Here is an 18,482-nt window from a genome sequence, read left to right as displayed (position 1 = left end):
CGGGGCACCGCGGCTCTTGCCAAGCTGCGTGGCGGACCACAGGCCCCGGCCCGGACGCAGCCCTCGCGGCGCCACGTACCGAGCCCTTCACGCACGAGCGCCACGTACCAGAGCCCTTCGAGCACGATCGTCACGAACCGGCACTTTTACGCACCGAGCTTCATCGCACTGAACTGCATCACGCCGAGCTACATCACGCAGGGGCCTCGCACAGTCCTCCACCGGCCATGGCACCCGGTCGTGGCCCGCACGGCGCGGGTGCCGGTGCGCCGTGCGGCAGGGCTGACCACAGACCGCCATCGGATACGTCAACTCACCCCCCAACTCTTCCACTGGACCCGGGCTTCGGGATTCCGGGCCCGGAAGCCGCCGGCGGAACCGCCCCACACCAGCACGTGACCCCATCCGAACGAACTGATTGGTGAATTCCATGAGCAGCAAGAGGCGCGCGGCACGCACCGCGCTTGTCGCGGGGACAGTCGTCGCACTGGCGGCCGGGCTTGCCGCATGCGGCGGCGAGAGCCTGGAAGCCAAGGGCGGTGGCAAGAACAAGGGCGGCGGGAAGGGTGAGATCGTCATCGGCTCGGCAGGTTTCACCGAGTCGAAGGTGCTCGCGGAGATCTATTCCAGGCTCCTCGACAACGCCGGTTACGAAGCGCGTGTGCAGACGCTCGCCAATCGGGAGCTGTATGAACCGGCCCTGGAGAAGGGGCAGATCGATGTCGTTCCGGAATACGCCTCCACCCTCGCCGAATTTCTCAACGCCAAGAAGAACGGCGCCAAGGCGAAGCCGGTGGCGTCCAGCGACATCGACAAGACGGTGACGGAGCTGAAGAAGCTGGCGGAACCGCGCGGTCTGAAGGTGCTGGCGGTGGGGGAGGCGACGGACCAGAACGCCTTCGCGGTCACCAAGGAATTCGCCGCTCAGCACAAGCTGAAGACGCTCTCCGACCTCGGCAGGTCGAAGGAGAAGATCAGGCTCGCTTCGGGCGAGGAGTGCGAGACACGGGTGTTCTGCAAGCCTGGCCTGGAGAAGACATACGGCATCGACATCACCGCCATCGACCCGAAGGGTGTGGGCACCCCGCCGGCGAAGCAGGCGGTCAAGGACGGCACCGACCAACTGGTGCTGACCACCACCACGGACGCCACCCTCGACAGCTTCGGCCTGGTGCTTCTGGAGGACGACAAGAACCTGCAGAACGCCGACAATGTGCTGCCGGTGGTGAATGCCAAGAGCGCCGGTGACAAGGAGATCGAGACCGCCCTCGCCGGGCTCACGCGTACGCTCACGACCCAGGACTTGATCAACTTGAACCGCAAGGTCGATGCCGAGCGCCTCAAGCCCGCGGATGTCGCGCAGACATATTTGGAGTCCAAGGGGCTGCTGAAGAAGTAACCACCGAGAAACGGATTGGCGGGCGGGGCCCCATAGGTCCCGCACGCACGGTAAGTTTCTGGCCATGCCACGAGGACGCCACCGCCATTCACCACCCCTCCACCGGCTGCTTCCTCCGTCGACGGTCGCCGGTGCGTCGATCGCGTGCGCCGCGAGCACGTGGCTCGTCGGCGACGACCTGGTGCAACGCGTGCTCGCTGCCGGCGCCGCGGGTGCCGCGGTCACCGGCGCGGTTCTTCTGCGGGCCTGGGACCGTAAGGCCGGTAAGCGGGTAGCCGAACTCACCCGCGCGCGGGTGCGCGACGAGTGGCGCACCGAGGAACGGATAGCCGAGCTCGAAACGGACGTCGAGGAATCCCGCGAGATCCGTACCGCGCTGGACACCAAACTGCGTGCCAAGCGCGCCGAATTGGCCCGGCTGCGCAGCGAGCACGCCGAACTGCTGCGCCGCTACGCCACCGCGGAGACCGAGCGGGCCACCGCCCTGGAAGGCCGCCGGCTCCTCGCGATCGAGGCCGCGGCCCCGGCAAGGGCGGCGCTGCCGGCCGCCGGTGGTCACCGCCCGGCGCGGCACGAACCCACCGCGACGGCGACCGCGACGACCACCAAGACGGGCGGCGCACCGGCCGACGGGCCTTCGGCCGACGGAGCTTCGGCCGACCGGGTTCCGGGCGGACGGGCTCCGGCCGACTCCGCCGCTCCGCGGGGCGCGCGCCCGACGACCGGCGGGCCGGCTTCGGCGAACGCCACGTTTGCGCAGGCGGATCAGGCCCTGCGGCAGCTGGCCCGTAACGCCGCCAAGCAGCGTGAGACCGCCCGCAACGCCGCACGGGCGCCGCGGGACGGTTCCCAGGGCAGCCAGGCGGCGGGCGACGAGCAGGGCAGCCAGGACGGGGACAGGCACCGGGGGAATGCCGACGCGGCCGCCGCACCCGCCCAGGGCGGTGCTCGTCACGCCCGTCGGGCCATCGAGGCGGCACCCGCGCTGCGCCCGGTCCCGGCCGCCGCGACAGCCGTCGCGCCCTACCGCCCCACTGCCTCCCGCGCCCTGGGCGGCTTCGACTTCTTCGGCACGGTGGCGGCTTCGCAGCCGCGGCAGCTGACGTCCCCGCTGGAGGACGATCTGGCCGATGTCGTCGGCGACGAGGCCCTCGCCGAGCAGTCGGCGCGCGCCCAGGCCCGCGCCCACCTGGCGGCGGAAGCCTCTGCCCAGGGGCGCACGGAGAACAGCCCCGAGGCGCCGCGTCAGGATGCCGCGGTGAGCGCTGCCGCCGCGAACGGCGGTGATGCCGACGGCGGAGCTGCGGCCGGCGGTGCTGCGACTGATGGTGCTGCGGTCGGCGGTGCTGCGACTGATGGTGCTGCGGTCGGCGGTGCTGCAGATGAGGGCGCTGGTGCTGACGGTGGGGCAGCGGACGGTGAGGCAGGCGACGGTGAGCCGGGCGACAGCCGGCGAGTCGACGGTGTCGGAGCGGTCATCGACCTGACCGCGCACGACGAGACCGAGCAGTTCGACGTCGCCGAGCTGCGCAGCGCGATTTCCTAGGCGCAGGCCGGGGTGCCGGGGCCGGGTCCGATGAGGGCGTGGCCCCCGCCCCGGCCGAGTGCGTTCCGGGGAGCGGTGGGGCATCGGCTGAACCCGTCGCCGTGCCCCCCGTGTGGCGCTCGCCGCCGGTGTCCCGCTCGCCGGTTGTTCGGGTTCGATCAGCCCGTCGACGGCTACGAGGGCCCTGTCGTCGTCCACGAGGTGCCTCGACGACCACGAGGGGCGCTCGGGGTGTGGACCCGGCGCGGCGGCGCAGAAGGACCGTGTGTCCATGCCGGGCCCGGCCGGCCCGGCGGACGAAGCGAAGGGCATCCCATGCGCGCTCTCGGCGACAGGTGAGGGGCGACAGGTGAGGGCCGCTTGATCGCGGTCCCCTTCGGGAGGCGGGGACGAGGGCGGGGGCAGGGGCGAGGCCCGGTCGAGCCGGAGGAGCCGAGGGCCCCGGTCGAGCCGGAGGAGCCGTAGGGCGTCTGAAGTTGGCGGCGGGCTGGTTTCCCGAGGATCTTCGCGCGACGGCCGACACCCACCGCGGCGCCTGGTCCAGGGCGGGCCATGGCCGGCGGCGCGCGCCTTCTACGCCGATCTGTCCCGACCTACACCGACCTACACCGATCTACGCAGTTCTCGCGTGGCAGGGCCGCGATGTCGCGCAGGGGCGGTTGAGGCGTCGTGCAGGGCCGCTTGCAGGGATGAGCCGCTTGAAGGGTGACGCTGCTGTGCCGACCGCACGCGTTCGCCGACTGCACGCCTCACCGGTGGTATCTCTGCCGGTGCGTGCCCGTGCGCCGGCCGCCCATCACCTCTGCCGCACCACGCGGTGGTCGTGTCATGCGTTGCGGTCGCCGCGTTAGAGGCTGCGGTGGTGGGGCCCCGCCTGGGGCGGACGGGGGCGTCCAGGTGGCGAGGACCCATATGTGCAATGCCGCCCGCCCATGGGGCTGCGTACAGACGAAAAGTTATCCACAGGGTGTGGATGGGATGGCCTCGCGACTCCACCCCGCCCTCAGCGGCGCGCTACTGCGTGAACGCGAGAATCGTCGCCAGACCCCGATGGATGTCATGGGCGCGGAGGTGTGCGCCATCGCCCCGCTCGGCAGTCATGGGCAGCCCAAGGCCGGCTCGGGTGCTCAGCCCCTCGCCCGCCGCTGCGCGCCGCCGGAGTTCGGCCCGCTTGTCGATCTACTTGTCGATGTCGCCGACGACGAAGAACAGCGAGCCGAGGATGGCGACCATGTCGGCGACCAGCGTGCCCGGCAGCAGTTCCGTCAGCGCCTGGATGTTGTTGAAGGACGCCGACCGCAGCTTGAGGCGGTACGGGGTCTTCTCGCCCTTGGAGACGAGGTAGTAGCCGTTGATGCCGAGGGGGTTCTCGGTCCACGCGTAGGTCGTGCCCTCCGGGGCCTTCAGCACCTTCGGCAGCCGCTGGTTGATCGGCCCCGGCGGCAGGTCCGCGATGCGGTCCAGGCAGGCGTCGGCGAGATCGAGGGCGTTGTGGCTCTGGTCCAGCAGGCACTCGAACCGCGCCAGGCAGTCGCCTTCCTCGCGGGTGACGACCTTGAGGGTGGAGGCCAGCTCGCCGTACGCGAGGTACGGCTCGTCACGGCGAAGATCGAAGTCGACGCCCGACGCGCGCGCGATGGGCCCGGAGACGCCGTAGGCGTGCACCGCCTCGCGGGACAGGACTCCGATGCCCCTGGTGCGGCCGCGGAAGATCTCGTTGCCGAGGACCAGGTTGTCGAAGACGTCCATCCGGGAGCGGACCTCGGCGATGGCGTGCCGGGCACGGCCCAACCAGCCGGCCGGCAGGTCCTCCTTCAGGCCGCCGACGCGGTTGAACATGTAGTGCATGCGTCCGCCGGAGATCTCCTCCATGACGGTCTGCAGCTCCTCCCGCTCGCGGAAGGCGTGGAAGACGGGGGTGATTCCGCCCAGTTCGAGCGGGTACGAGCCGAGGAACATGAGGTGGTTGAGGACGCGGTTCAGCTCGGCGAGGAGCGTCCGGGTCCACACCGCACGCTCAGGGACCTCCATGCCCAGCATCCGCTCGACGCCCATCACCACGCCCAGCTCGTTGGAGAAGGCCGACAGCCAGTCGTGACGGTTGGCGAGCATGATGATCTGCCGGTAGTCGCGCGCCTCGAAGAGCTTCTCGGCGCCGCGGTGCATATAGCCGATCACCGGCTCCGCATGCTCGATGCGCTCGCCGTCCAGGACGAGGCGCAGCCGCAGCACGCCGTGCGTGGAGGGGTGCTGCGGGCCGATGTTCAGCACCATGTCGGTGCTCTCCGCCGCGCCGCCGATGCCGACCGTCGTCTCCGTCATGGGAACAGTCTCGCAGTTCGCTGCGGGCGGGTGGATGAGGGCTGGTGGTTAAGACGGGTGGCCGAGGCTGGTGGCCAAGCCGGTGGTCATGGGCCGGGTGGTGGGTGGAGGCCGGGGCGCGGTCGTGAGACTCGGGCTCGCGGCAGGTGGACGGGTCCCGCCACCGCCGTACGGACCTCAAGCCGCCCGCCCGGCGGCCGGGTCACGCTCACGCCGTACGCACCAGAGGCAGCCCGACGGCCGGGCTCCGCTTATGCCGTACGCACCGGGGGCCGTCCGGTGGCAGGGCCCCGTTCACGCCGTACGCACCAGACGCCGCCCGACGGCCGGTTCGCCGCCTTACGTCGTGAGCAGCCCCGTGCACGTCCCGCCCACCGGCTCCAGGAGCCACCCGAAGGCGCCCAGGCCCGCCGGATCGGTCAGTTCCGCCGCCGCTCCGGCCGCGCCGAGGGCCCGCACGTAGGCGGCCGGGTCCGTGGAGGCGAGGGCGAGCGGCGGGCGCCGGCCGTCCACGCCGAGGGCGTGCAGCGCCTCGCGCTGGGTCAGCAGCTCGGCTGTCGGCCCGGCGCAGGCGTCCAGCGCGACATGCGCCGTGATGTCGCAGCCGCCGTCCGGGACCGGCGTCACCTCGCGGCCTTCCCGGAAGCCGGTCAGGGTGCCGAAGAGCGGGCGGTCGGACCGGTCGTGCGCGTAATCGACGGCGACCGCCAGCCCGGAGCGCAGGGTGCGGACCGCCCGCGCCCACGCCGCGTCGCGAGGCCGGCCGATCTCGGCCCGCAGCCCGGGGGAGCCGGCCGTGTCGGATGCGGCGCCAGGGGCCTTGGACGATGTCCACCAGCGGTTCAGCCACTCCGCGTCCGGCCCGTCGACGGGTTCGCCCAGCCGCTCCGTGCCGTCGGCGCGGACCAGTACACGGCGCGGCACCCCTTCGGCGTCCGTCTCGACGACGTCCACCGGCACGTTGTCCAGCCACTCGTTCGCGAACAGCAGGCCGGTGAGCGAGCCAGGGGCGGGCAGCTCCGCCCGCCACTCGATACGTGCGTCCAGACCGGCGGGGCGCGCGGCGCGCTCGACGGCGTACGGGCGGACGCGCGCGCCCACCGCGTCGGGCAGCGCGCCGAGGACACCTTTCAGCAGCTCGCCACGGCCCGCGCCCACATCGAGCAGGGCCAGCTCGTCCGGCCGGCCCAAGGCCTCGTCGACGCGGCAGAGGAGCTGGGCGACGGCGTCGGCATAGCGAGGGGAGGCGTGCACGGAGGTGCGGAAGTGGTCGGCGGGGCCCCGGCCGCCGGGACGGGTGTAGAAACCCTCCGGGCCGTACAGCGCCCGCTCCGTCGCATCCAGCCAGCCGCACCACTCGTTCGTCACGCGCTCCACGGTACGGGCGGACGGGGCGCGCGCCCGTACGGGTCCCGGCACGGGGAGGGAAGCGGGGAGGGGCACGGCACCGACATGCCCTGATCCGCAGCTCGCGCCGCCCGCAGCTCGGCGTACTCCGTCTCCACCTTGGGGAGTAGTCCCGGCGCGCAGGATCGCTCCAGCGGTTGACCCGTACACCTATCCGAGTGCCTACGCTGGGTTACGTGCAGCGCCTCTACGATTTCCTTCGCAGGCACCCGACAGGAGTGGACTCCTTCTGGGCCCTCCTCCTCCTCGGGTTCAACTGCCTGTGGATCGCTTCCGACCTCGAAAGCGCTCAGCAGATCTACGGCGCTGTCTGCACCGTCGGACTGTGCCTCGTCATCGCGCTGCGCCGCCGGGCGCCGGAGAAGATGCTGCTGCTGACGGCCGCCATCGGCATCGGGCAGTTGATCTTCAACATCGAGACGAACCCCGCCGACTTCGCGATGCTCGTGATCATCTACACCGTCGCATCCGGCACCTCCGCCACCCGCTGGGCCTCCCGCTTCGCCCTCGCCGGCGCCCTCACCGGCCCCGCACTGTCCATCTGGCGCTTCGACAACACCCCCGTGGACAGGCCCCTCTGGGAGGTCGGCGCCTATACCGCCCTGCTGACCGTGCCGTTCGTCCTCGCGTGGGTGCTGGGCGACTCCATCCGCACCCGCCGCGCCTACTGGGCGCAACTGGAGGAGAAGGCGGCCCGGTTGGAGAAGGAGCGCGAGGCGCAGTCCCGGATCGCGGTCGCGGCGGAGCGGGCCCGGATCGCCCGCGAGCTGCACGACGTCGTCGCGCACAACGTGTCGGTGATGGTGGTGCAGGCGGACGGCGCCGCCTATGTTCTCGACGCCGCGCCCGAACAGGCCCGACAGGCACTGGAGACGATTTCCGGTACGGGACGGCAGGCCCTGGCCGAGATGCGCCGGCTGCTGGGGGTGCTGCGCACGGGGGAGAAGTCCGAGGGCGGCGAATACGTGCCGCAGCCGGGCGTCGAGCAGCTCTCCGACCTGATCGACCAGGTGCGGGGCGCGGGCCTGCCGGTCGATTTCCGGGTGGAGGGCGAGCCGCAGCCGCTGCCGAGCAGCGTCGAACTGACCGCGTACCGCATCGTGCAGGAGGCGCTCACCAACACCCGCAAGCACGGCGGGCCGGACGTCGGTGCCACGGTCCGCCTCGAATACAAGGACGAAGATCTCGATCTGCTGGTCGAGGACGACGGGCGGGGCGCGCAGCACGAGCTGTACGAAGAGGGCGGCGCCGACGGCCTCGGCCACGGCCTGATCGGCATGCGTGAGCGCGTCGGCATGGTCGGCGGCAGGCTGGAGGCGGGCCCCCGGCAGGGCGGCGGCTTCCGGGTCAGCGCCGTACTGCCCCTGAAACCGACGCGGTGAGTGGGGACGGGACGGGTGAGCGTGGGTGGGATGAGCGCGGACGCGGTGAGCGCGTACGAGGCAAGCGGACGGGGCCAAGGGGCCGGGGCGGAAGTGGGCACGATGGGCGTCAATGCGGCCAGGCGGACCCGATGGGGCGGACCCGATGGGGCGGACCGAATGGGGCGGTCCTGATGGGGGGCGGGACCCGATGGGTGTGGACGCGCCGGGAGCCGGCGAGGTGACGGCTGCGAGCGAGTGAACCGCATCGCCCCCGCTTCCCCCACCCCACCCCGCATCCCACCTCACCCCACTCCTCTCCCGACCAGCCCGTTGCCTCCGCTCCGTACGCTGTAGTCAGACTCCCGAAGGGACCCCCTGCCATGACGATCCGCGTGATGCTCGTCGACGACCAGGCGCTGCTGCGCACCGGCTTCCGGATGGTGCTGGCCGCGCAGCCCGACATGGAGGTCGTCGCCGAAGCGGGCGACGGGTTGCAAGCTCTGGAGGTGCTGCGCTCCGTCCATGTCGACGTGATCCTCATGGACGTGCGGATGCCGCATCTGGACGGTGTGGAGGCGACCCGTCGGGTCTGTGAGGACGGGCGCAAGGAGGAGGCACCGAAGGTCCTCATCCTGACCACCTTCGACCTGGACGAGTACGCCTTCTCCGCGCTGAAGGCCGGGGCCAGCGGCTTCATGCTCAAGGATGTGCCGCCGAGTGAGCTGCTCGCCGCCATCCGGGCGGTGCACAGCGGCGATGCCGTGGTCGCGCCGTCCACCACGCGCCGCCTGCTGGACCGCTTCACGCCGATGCTGCCCGCGACGTCCGCCGAGCCGGCGCGCCCCGAACTCGCCCGGCTGACGGACCGTGAGCGCGAGGTGCTGCTGCTGGTCGCGCAGGGGCTGTCGAACGGCGAGATCGCGGCGAAGCTGGTGCTGTCCGAGGCCACCGTCAAGACCCATGTGGGCCGCATCCTCACCAAGTTGAGCCTGCGGGACCGGGTCCAGGCCGTGGTGCTCGCCTACGAGACGGGCCTGGTGCGGGCCGGGAGCGCGGGCGCGTAAGGAGTCCGGTCGGGGGACGGGGTGAACGCGGGCGGCGGGCACGGCGAGCGGGGAGCACGGACGGAGTAAATCCGGCCAGCCGCCAGCCGCCAGCCGCCAGCCGCCAGCCGCCAGCCGCCAGCCGCCAGCCGCACATCGCCCCGTCCCCCCTTCTCCTCCCCCGGGGCCCTTCCCCCCCCCGCCCACCACCTCCACCCCTCCCCGCCCCCACCTCAGCGCAGCACGCCCTCCAGGAAGTCGCTGCCCAGGCGGGCCACCACCTGGAGGTCCAGCTGGTGGAGCACGTAGCGTCCCCGTCGCCGGGTCTGGATGAGGCCCGCCTTCTTCAGGGTCGCGATGTGACGGGACACCTCGGGTGAGGTGATCCCGAAGGCCGTCGCCAGCTCCCCCGTGGTGTGCGGCCCCCGCGACAGCGACCGGCACAGTTGCATCCGCATGGGGTGGCCCAGCGCCTCCAACCGCTGTTGTACGAGTTCCAGCTCGGCCGGCGCCGGCAACTCCTGGCCGGCGACCGGGTATTGCAGTACCGGGCGCCACCCGGGCGCGTAGCTGACCACCAGGTGCGGCCAGCCGAACGAGGTCGGCAGGAAGGTGATCCCGGGGTCCGCGGGGTTCGCGAAGGCCGTGGTGCGTCCTCCGGCGAGCTTGTCCACCAGAATGCGACTTCCGCCGTCCGGGGCCTCCTCCAGGGCCAGTGCCCTCGACGTCGCGGACAGTGTCTCGGCCAGGCCCTTGTGGCGCAGCAGCTCGGTCTTGTGGCGGGCGTCGGCGGCCAGTTGGATGCCCACCCGCTGCCAGATGTCCCCGAAGAACGCCTCCTCGCAGTCCTCCAGCAGCCTGCGGAGCCACACCCGCATGCCGTCCGGGTCGGTGAGCATCCGGTCGGTGAACGCCGCCTGCCGTGGCCCGCGAGCGGCGGCCATTTCCCGTACCCTCGCCCGCTCGCCCGCGTCGACCAGGGGAGAGGGTGTGCAGCGGGTGTAACTCGCCGAGCAGGTGATCTCGAACGCGGCGGCCACGAAGCGTTCGTCGTCGATGGTGTCCATCGCGTCGAGTTCCTGGGCCAGCGTCGCTTCGGGCCGGGACGGGACCAGCAGGTCGGAGCGGGCGGACCGCCACAGGAAGTCCGCCTCGCACAGCCGGTCGGCGAGGTCGGTCTTCAGCGACGCGGCGGTCGCCGTGACCCAGCCGTGCAGCCCGGGGTGGTGCCCCGGCTCGGACAGCGCGTGCAGCGCGGCGCCCAGCTCCGCCAAGGGGGAAGGGGCGAAGACGATGCGCTCAGGCGGCAGCCCGGTGATGTCGATGACGTTGGCCATGTGCCCATCATGCGCGAGGCCGGGACCTGCACGGTTATCGATTGACGGCTCCCGTCAATCGACGCGCCGACAGCTGGGCGGCGGCCGCAGAGTGAGGGACATGAACGCCAGCCAGCAGCACCTGCTCGATGCCTACCGCGCCGCCCGACGAGGCGAGGAGGCGCCTGTTCTCCCGGGAGCCGGCACCGTCCGCGCTGTCCGCGACATCCGCGAGTGGCGCCGCTTCCACGCCGTTGTCACCGACCCGGCCGACCGGCTTCCCGCCCGCACCCGACGCGCCCTGCGCGCCGCGGCAACCGCAACGGCCCGCCTGCTGACCGGCCGCCTTGCCGCCCTTCCGACCGACCCGACCTCCCCCCTTCCGACCGGACGCCCCACCGACCTGCCCCACACCGGTCCGCACCCCTCTGCCCCATCGAACCCCGCTGCCCCTTCGAACCTCTCTGCCGCATCGAACCCCTCCGGAGATCCGGTCACCTCGGGCGCATCGAACCCCTCCGGAGATCCCGCCACCCCGGGCGCACCGGACCCCGCCAACTCACGGCTGGCCGCCCACGCGCCTCAGGAAGTCGTCGAGAGCGGTGCGCACCTCTCCGGTCGGCCAGTGCGCTGCGGATGACGCGACCGTCACCTCGGTCATCGACACCCCGGGCGGGCCCGCCTCGAACCACTTCCGGAAGAGCGTCGTCTTTGTCTCCTCCGCCTGCCGGAGTCCGGCCTCGTTGAGTATCCGGGCCGGGTGCGGCAGCCATATCTGGAACTGGTGGGTGTGCGGCACTTCGGGGTGCACCCGGAACCACGGCACACCGGCTTCGGCCAGACCGTCGCGCAGGGCGTGCGCGACGACCCTGGCGTGCGCGACGTACTCCGGCAGCCGGGGCAGCTCGCGATCCAGCCCGACGAGAGCGGCCAGCGCGGCCGGCCACTGCTGGAACAGCTGCCCGCCGTACCGGTGCCGCCAGGCCCGGGCCTCCTCGACGAAGTCCTCCGAGCCGGCCAGCGCGGCACCGGAGATGCCGTCCAGCGACTTGTAGAAGGAGACGTAGACGCTGTCCGCCAGCGCGGCGATCTCGGGGAGGGGCCGACCGAAGTGTGCGGTGCACTCCCACAGGCGGGCGCCGTCGAAGTGCACCACCGCATCACGGTCGCGCGCCGCCTGGACCACCCCGGTCAGCTCGCCCCATTCCGGAAGCACGAACCCCGCGTCGCGCAGCGGCAGTTCGAGGGCGAGGGTGCCGAACGGCTCCTGGAGGTCGTAGACCTCCGCGGCGGTCGGCAGCCGTGGCTCGCCCGTCGGATGCACCATGCGCAGCCCGCTGACCACCGCGAATGCGTCGCGTTCATGGACCTCCATGTGGGACATCGGGTGGCCTGCGACGGTGGTGTTGCCCGTCCGTCCCGCCCAGCAGCGCAGCGCCACCTGTTGCGCCATCGTGCCGGTGGGGAAGAAGGCGGCGTCCTCGGTGCCCAGGGCCTCGGCGGTCCTGCGCTCCAGCTCTCCGACCACGCCGTCGTCGTTGCCGTAGACATCGGTCCAGTCGTCGAGGTCGTATGCGGCGGGAGCCTCGGCCACCAGGCGGCTGAGGCGCTCGCGGACCGTCTCGCCCGTGGGGCCGTCGGCCAGCACCCGCTCCGAGCCGTGCAGCGCGGCAAGGAACCGGTCCCGCTCCGACCGGCCGCCGTCACGACCCAGGGCTCCCGGAGGGCCTGCTGGTTCCGCAGTGCCTACTGGTTCCGCACCGCCCGCCGGTCCCGCCCGGCCCGCTCGCGTCCCCGCGCTCTCGGCCCGCGCCTCCACGTCCGGGCTGTGCGCGCCCGGCCGCCGGATTCCCGCTCCGCCGTCGGCCCCCTCCGCGGCCCCGCCGCCGTGCCCTTGCCCCCGCGCCCGACCGCTCTCGCTCATCTCCGCCACCTGTCCGACCCCCACCCGTCCGACCCCTACCTGCCCGTCCCCTACCCGCATGGCCCCCACCTGCCGTTCCGTTCGCTCCGTCGCATCGAGCATGGCCCACCCCCGCACGCCTCCGCGACCCCTGTGGATAACCGCCGGACGAGAACGCCCGTCTCACCCTCCGTACAGCTCTGAAGTCCGCCCGAAACACTCGCGTAGCATGGCCACGAATCGTCCGGTACCCCCCGCGGACTGGAACGGAAGGCCATCGCCGCGTGAATGCAATCCCACCCACCGAGGCCCAGGACCGCCCCGCCCGACTCTCCGTAGGAGTCGTCGGCGCCGGCCGCGTCGGTCCCGCCCTCGCCGCGTCGCTGCAGCTCGCAGGGCACCACCCGGTCGCCGTGTCCGGGGTCTCCGACGCCTCCGTACGACGTGCCGCGGCCCTGCTGCCCGACGTCCCCCTGGTCAGCCCCGCCGAGGTCCTCGCCCGCGCGGACCTCGTGCTGCTGACCGTCCCCGACGACGCCCTCCCCGGCCTGGTGAGCGGCCTCGCCGAGACCGGTGCGGTCCGGCCGGGCCAGCTGCTGGTGCACACATCGGGCCGGTTCGGCACGGCGGTGCTCGATCCGGCCACCCGCGCCGGTGCGCTGCCGCTGGCCCTGCATCCGGCCATGACGTTCACCGGCACCACCGTGGACGTCCAGCGGCTGGCCGGCTGCTCGTTCGGCGTGACCTCGCCCGTCGAGCTGCGGATGGCCGCCGAGGCCCTGGTCATCGAGATGGGCGGCGAGCCCGAGTGGATCGCGGAATCGGCCCGTCCGCTCTACCACGCCGCCCTCGCCATCGGCGCGAACCACCTGGTCACGCTGGTCGCCCAATCCATGGAGCTGCTGAGCCTGGCGGGTGTGGCGGCCCCGGACCGGATGCTCGGCCCGCTGCTCGGCGCGGCCCTGGACAACGCCCTGCGCTCCGGTGACGCGGCACTGACCGGGCCGGTCGCCCGCGGTGACGCCGGCACCGTCGCCGCCCACGTCGAGGAGCTGCGCGCGCACGCGCCGCAGAGCGTCGCCGGATACCTCGCGATGGCCCGTATGACGGCCGACCGGGCGCTGGACCACGGTCTGCTCAAGCCGGAGCTGGCCCAGGACCTGCTGGAGGTGCTCGCCGAGGGCGGCCGGGGCTCCGGCGTCCAGGAGCCCGGCCCCGACACGTCCACGTCCGGCGAGAGCCCGAACGGCCCCCCGCACACCCCCGGTGCCGACGACGGGCCCGGCTCCGACGAAGGCCCCGGGTCCCCGGGCCACGCCCCCGAGGGAGACGACCGATGACCGCCGCCCGGCCGGGCACCGGCGACGCTCCGGACCCGCGTACCCGGCTCGTGCACACCGCCGCGGATCTCCGCGAGCTGCCGCGTCGCAGTGGCCGGCGTGCCGTCGTGATGACGATGGGGGCCCTGCACGAAGGGCACGGCACCCTGATCCGCGCGGCCCGCGAGCGCGTCGGCGCGGACGGCCAGGTCGTGGTGACGGTCTTCGTCAACCCGCTGCAGTTCGGCGCGGGCGAGGATCTCGACCGCTATCCGCGCACCCTTGACGCCGATGTCGTGCTGGCCGGCCGGGCGGGTGCGGACGTGGTCTTCGCGCCGTCCGCCGACGAGGTCTATCCGGGCGGCGAGCCGCAGATCCGGATCACCGCGGGCCCTATGGGCACCCCTCTGGAGGGCGCCAGCCGCCCCGGGCACTTCGACGGCGTGCTGACGGTCGTCGCCAAGCTGCTGCACCTCTCCGCCCCGGATGTGGCGTTCTTCGGGCAGAAGGACGCCCAGCAGCTCGCGGTGATCACGCGGATGGCGGCCGACCTCAACTTCCCCGTCGAGATCGTCGGTGTCCCCACGGTCCGCGAGGACGACGGCCTGGCCCTCTCCAGCCGCAACCGCTACCTCTCCGCCGAGGAGCGGCGCACCGCGCTGGCGCTGTCCGCCGCGCTCTTCGCGGCCCGCGACCGGCTCGCCGCCGAGGAGGCGCTGCGAGTCCGCGCCGCCCTCGCAGGTCACCCCGCACCGGACCGGTCCGCGGCGCTGGCGGCGCTGGGCGAGGACCGGGCCGCCGCCGACGCGCACGCCGTCGCCTACGCCGCGTCGGGGCCGCCGCACGGCCCGTCCGTCGCGCTGGCCGCGGCCCGCGCCGTCCTGGAGGACGCGGCCCGCCTCGACCCGCCGCTCGTGCCGGACTACGTGGCCCTGGTCGACCCGTCCGACTTCACCGAGGTCCCGGAGGGCTACGAGGGCGAGGCGGTGCTCGCGATCGCCGCCAAGGTCGGTACCACCCGCCTCATCGACAACATCCGCCTCACTTTCGGCAAGGCCACCCCGGAGCAGGACCCCGAGCAGGCCGCCGGAACGGCCCCAGGCACCGCCCCGGCGCACCACCGCACACCCGGGACCGGCGATCCCGCCGCGTCACCGACCACCACACCAGGACCCCTCGGAGCGACCCGATGACCGCCACCGGAACAGGCACCGGCCCCGGCATACGCCTCAATGCCCCCGCCCCCGGGTGGTCCATCGCCGCGGATGTCGTCGTCGTGGGATCCGGAGTGGCGGGTCTGACCGCCGCGCTGCGCTGTGCCGCCGCCGGCCGCCGGACCGTCGTCGTCACCAAGGCCCGCCTGGACGACGGCTCCACCCGCTGGGCCCAGGGCGGCATCGCCGCTGCGCTCGGGGAGGGCGACACCCCCGAGCAGCACCTCGCCGACACCCTCGTCGCCGGGGCCGGCCTGTGCGACGAGTCAGCCGTCCGGGCCCTGGTCACCGAGGGGCCCGACGCCGTCCAGCGACTGATCACCACCGGCGCGCGCTTCGACACCGCCCCGGGCACCGACGAGATCGCGCTGACCCGTGAAGGCGGCCATCACCGCCGCCGTATCGCGCACGCCGGAGGCGACGCCACCGGGGCCGAGATCTCCCGCGCGCTCGTCGAGGCCGTCCGCGACGCCGGGCTGCGCACCATCGAGAACGCGCTCGTGCTGGACCTCCTCACCGACGCCGAGGGCCGTACGTCCGGCGTGACCCTGCACGTCATGGGGGAGGGGCAGCACGACGGCGTGGGCGCCGTGCACGCCCCGGCGGTCGTCCTGGCCACCGGCGGCATGGGGCAGGTGTTCTCCGCGACCACCAACCCGGCCGTCTCCACCGGCGACGGGGTGGCGCTCGCGCTCCGGGCCGGCGCCGAGGTGTCCGACCTCGAATTCGTCCAATTCCACCCCACCGTCCTGTATTTGGGGCCGGACGCCGAGGGCCAGCAGCCGCTCATCTCCGAGGCGGTGCGCGGCGAGGGCGCCTACCTCGTCGACGCCGACGGCACCCGTTTCATGGTCGGCCGGCACGAACTCGCCGAGCTGGCGCCGCGCGACATCGTCGCCAAGGAGATCATGCGGCGGGCGCACGAACAGGGCGCCGACCACATGTACTTGGACGCCCGCCACTTCGGCGCCGCGATGTGGGAGAGCCGCTTCCCGACCATCCTCGCCGCCTGCCGCAGCCACGGCATCGACCCCGTCACCGACCCCATACCGGTGGCCCCCGCCGCCCATTACGCCTCCGGTGGTGTCCGCACCGACCTGTACGGCCGTACGACCGTGCCCGGCCTCTACGCCTGCGGCGAGGTGGCGTGCACCGGCGTGCACGGCGCCAACCGTCTCGCCTCCAACTCCCTTCTGGAGGGCCTGGTCTTCGCCGAGCGGATCGCCGCGGACATCGCCGCGCAGCCGGCCGCCGCCCCGGCGTCCGCGCCAGCCCCGGAGCCCGCCACGCTGCGGCTCCTCCCGCCGGAGACCCGTATCGCGGTGCAGCGGATCATGACGACGGGCGCCGGCGTGCTGCGCAGCGCCGAGAGCCTCGCGCGGGCCGCGGAATCGCTCGACCGCATCCACCGTGCGGCGGCCGGGGCGGCGCAGGGGGCCGACGGAGCCGTCGGCAAGCCGCCCACGCCCGGCGTGGAGGCGTGGGAGGCCACCAACCTGCTGTGCGTGGCCCGGGTGTTGGTCGCCGCCGCGCAGCGCCGCGAGGAGACCCGCGGCTGCCATTGGCGCGAGGACCACCCCGACCGGGACGATGTCTCCTGGCGCCGCCACTTCCGCATCACCCTCGACGCGGACCGTGCGCTGACGATCCGTACGACGGACACCGCGGGCTTCCCGGCGACCCTCGCCCGGCAGCCGCTCCGCACCACCCCTCAGCCCACCACCTCCCCCGATTCGGAGCCCACCCCGTGAGCAGCACCCCCGACGACCTCCCTCTCCTCCAGATCGGCGGGCAGGCGAGCAGCGCCCCCACCGGTGGCGGCTGCGGCGACGCCTGCGGCTGCGGCGGCGGCGCCGACGACGGCGCCTACGAGCTGGACCCGCTCACCTGCGGCCTCGACCCCGACCTGGCCGCCCTCCTGGTGGCCGCCGGACTCGACCCCGTCCAGGTCGAGGACATCGCGCATATGGCCGTCGAGGAGGACCTCGACCAGGGGGTGGACGTCACGACCGTGGCGACCGTCCCCGAGGACGCGGTGGCCACCGGCGACTTCGCCGCCCGTGAGGCCGGTACGGTCTCCGGGCTGCGCATCGCCGAGGCGGTCCTGTCCATCGTCTGCACCGACGAGTTCGCGGTGGAGCGGCACGTCGAGGACGGCGACCGGGTGGAGGCCGGCACCCGCCTGCTGAGCGTCACCACCCGCACCCGCGACCTGCTCACCGCCGAGCGCAGCGCGCTGAACATCCTGTGCCGGCTCTCGGGTATCGCGACCGCCACCCGGGCCTGGGCGGACACCCTCGAAGGCACCGGGGCCAAGGTCCGTGACACCCGCAAGACCACCCCGGGGCTGCGTGCCCTGGAGAAGTTCGCGGTGCGCTGCGGCGGTGGCGTCAACCACCGGATGTCGCTGTCGGACGCGGCACTGATCAAGGACAACCACGTCGTCGCGGCGGGCGGCGTCGCCGCGGCGTTCACCGCCGTACGGTCGGAGTTCCCCGGTCTGGCGATCGAGGTGGAGGTCGACCGCCTCGACCAGATCCCGCCGATCCTCGCCGAGGGCGCCGATCTGATCCTGCTGGACAACTTCACCCCCGAGGAGACCCGGGAGGCGGTGGCCCTCGTCAAGGGCCGCGCGATGCTGGAGTCGTCGGGCCGGCTGAACCTGGACAACGCCCGGGCGTACGCCGAGACCGGTGTCGACTACCTCGCGGTGGGCGCGCTCACGCACTCCTCCCGGATCCTCGACATCGGCCTCGACCTGCGCGAGGGCGACGACGACCTGCCCGAGGATGCCTGACCGCCATGCTGCTGACCATTGACGTGGGCAACACCCACACCGTTCTGGGCCTCTTCGACGGCGAGGAGATCGTCGAGCACTGGCGGATCTCCACCGACGCCCGGCGCACCGCCGACGAACTCGCGGTGCTGCTCCAGGGCCTGATGGGCATGCACCCGCTCCTCGGCGAGGAGCTGGGCGACGGCATCGAGGGCATCGCCATCTGCTCCACGGTGCCCTCCGTGCTGCACGAGCTGCGCGAGGTCACCCGCCGCTACTACGGCGACGTCCCCGCGGTCCTGGTGGAGCCGGGCGTCAAGACGGGCGTGCCGATCCTCATGGACAACCCCAAGGAGGTCGGCGCCGACCGCATCATCAACGCCCTGGCGGCGGTCGAGCTGTTCGGCGGGCCCGCAGTGGTCGTCGACTTCGGTACCGCCACCACGTTCGACGCGGTCAGTGCCCGCGGCGAATACGTCGGCGGGGTGATCGCGCCGGGCATCGAGATCTCGGTGGACGCGCTGGGGGTCAAGGGCGCCCAGCTGCGCAAGATCGAGCTGGCCCGGCCGCGCAGCGTCATCGGCAAGAACACCGTCGAGGCGATGCAGTCCGGCATCCTCTACGGCTTCGCGGGCCAGGTCGACGGCGTCGTGCAGCGGATGGCCCGGGAGCTGGCCGAGGATCCGGACGAGGTGACGGTCATCGCCACCGGCGGTCTGGCGCCGATGGTGCTGGGCGAGTCCTCGGTGATCGACGAGCACGAGCCATGGCTCACCCTCATCGGCCTGCGGCTGGTCTACGAACGGAACATCGCCCGGTCGTGACCGGCAGGATCTGAAGGAGCACGACCGGCACCTCCGCCACGTGCGATGT

13 protein-coding genes are annotated in these 18,482 nt (G+C 72.9%); 9 read left to right on the top strand and 4 right to left on the bottom strand.

From position 1 onward, the window contains the following. The first annotated feature begins 430 nt into the window (after positions 1-430). Together QOM21_RS16220 and QOM21_RS16215 are read left to right on the top strand one after the other, a co-directional pair. Positions 431-1,399 carry an ABC transporter substrate-binding protein gene (locus QOM21_RS16220; RefSeq protein WP_407550812.1) on the top strand — a complete coding sequence of 323 codons (969 nt, stop codon included), beginning with the start codon at positions 431-433 and terminating at the stop codon, positions 1,397-1,399. A gap of 64 nt (positions 1,400-1,463) precedes the next feature. Next, positions 1,464-2,945, top strand: coding sequence for a hypothetical protein (locus QOM21_RS16215; protein ID WP_407550810.1), 1,482 nt, complete (start codon positions 1,464-1,466; stop codon positions 2,943-2,945). A gap of 1,179 nt (positions 2,946-4,124) precedes the next feature. On the opposite strand, the gene QOM21_RS16210 is transcribed toward QOM21_RS16215, so the two are convergent. Both QOM21_RS16210 and QOM21_RS16205 read right to left on the bottom strand, forming a co-directional pair. Then, on the bottom strand, positions 4,125-5,267 hold the full coding sequence (locus tag QOM21_RS16210) for an NADH-quinone oxidoreductase subunit D (protein ID WP_407550809.1): 1,143 nt from the start codon (positions 5,265-5,267) through the stop codon (positions 4,125-4,127). Between the two features lie 339 nt (positions 5,268-5,606). Beyond that, positions 5,607-6,635 carry an SAM-dependent methyltransferase gene (locus QOM21_RS16205; protein WP_407550808.1) on the bottom strand — a complete coding sequence of 343 codons (1,029 nt, stop codon included), beginning with the start codon at positions 6,633-6,635 and terminating at the stop codon, positions 5,607-5,609. Between the two features lie 215 nt (positions 6,636-6,850). Between QOM21_RS16205 and QOM21_RS16200 the strand changes: the two genes are divergently transcribed. Both QOM21_RS16200 and QOM21_RS16195 read left to right on the top strand, forming a co-directional pair. Further along, positions 6,851-8,056 carry a sensor histidine kinase gene (locus QOM21_RS16200; RefSeq protein ID WP_407550806.1) on the top strand — a complete coding sequence of 402 codons (1,206 nt, stop codon included), beginning with the start codon at positions 6,851-6,853 and terminating at the stop codon, positions 8,054-8,056. A 362-nt stretch (positions 8,057-8,418) separates the two neighbouring features. After that, the gene (locus tag QOM21_RS16195; protein ID WP_407550804.1) at positions 8,419-9,102 is read left to right on the top strand and encodes a response regulator; all 684 of its coding nucleotides are present in this window, start codon (positions 8,419-8,421) and stop codon (positions 9,100-9,102) included. 212 nt (positions 9,103-9,314) lie between these two features. Here the strand turns inward: QOM21_RS16195 and QOM21_RS16190 are convergent, their stop codons facing one another. Together QOM21_RS16190 and QOM21_RS16185 are read right to left on the bottom strand one after the other, a co-directional pair. After that, positions 9,315-10,418: a DUF5937 family protein gene (locus QOM21_RS16190; protein WP_407550803.1), complete on the bottom strand. Its 1,104-nt coding sequence runs from the start codon at positions 10,416-10,418 to the stop codon at positions 9,315-9,317. A gap of 538 nt (positions 10,419-10,956) precedes the next feature. Continuing rightward, positions 10,957-12,321, bottom strand: a complete 1,365-nt coding sequence (locus QOM21_RS16185) for a threonine aldolase family protein (protein ID WP_407550802.1) — start codon at positions 12,319-12,321, stop codon at positions 10,957-10,959. A 263-nt stretch (positions 12,322-12,584) separates the two neighbouring features. Between QOM21_RS16185 and QOM21_RS16180 the strand changes: the two genes are divergently transcribed. The 5 genes from QOM21_RS16180 to QOM21_RS16160 are packed head-to-tail and all read left to right on the top strand — an operon-like array spanning position 12,585 to position 18,433. Continuing rightward, positions 12,585-13,640 (top strand): Rossmann-like and DUF2520 domain-containing protein, encoded by a 1,056-nt coding sequence (locus tag QOM21_RS16180; protein WP_407550800.1) that lies wholly within the window; start codon positions 12,585-12,587, stop codon positions 13,638-13,640. Continuing rightward, complete coding sequence (gene panC, locus QOM21_RS16175) at positions 13,637-14,812, top strand: pantoate--beta-alanine ligase (protein ID WP_407550799.1); 1,176 nt, start codon at positions 13,637-13,639, stop codon at positions 14,810-14,812. Before QOM21_RS16180 ends, panC begins: the two co-directional genes overlap by 4 nt. Further along, a complete protein-coding gene (locus QOM21_RS16170; protein ID WP_407550797.1) occupies positions 14,809-16,584 on the top strand; it encodes an L-aspartate oxidase in 1,776 nt (591 codons plus the stop codon). The genes panC and QOM21_RS16170 overlap by 4 nt, the downstream gene beginning before the upstream one ends. Then, the gene (gene nadC / locus QOM21_RS16165; RefSeq protein ID WP_407550795.1) at positions 16,581-17,630 is read left to right on the top strand and encodes a carboxylating nicotinate-nucleotide diphosphorylase; all 1,050 of its coding nucleotides are present in this window, start codon (positions 16,581-16,583) and stop codon (positions 17,628-17,630) included. Before QOM21_RS16170 ends, nadC begins: the two co-directional genes overlap by 4 nt. A gap of 5 nt (positions 17,631-17,635) precedes the next feature. Beyond that, positions 17,636-18,433 carry a type III pantothenate kinase gene (locus QOM21_RS16160; protein ID WP_393896457.1) on the top strand — a complete coding sequence of 266 codons (798 nt, stop codon included), beginning with the start codon at positions 17,636-17,638 and terminating at the stop codon, positions 18,431-18,433. Positions 18,434-18,482 lie beyond the last annotated feature (49 nt).

Origin of the sequence: Streptomyces sp. Pv4-95 (genome assembly GCF_045782725.1) — a bacterium.
Classification (GTDB): Bacteria; Actinomycetota; Actinomycetes; order Streptomycetales; family Streptomycetaceae; genus Streptomyces.
This window is presented reverse-complemented; position numbering and strand designations above follow the sequence as displayed.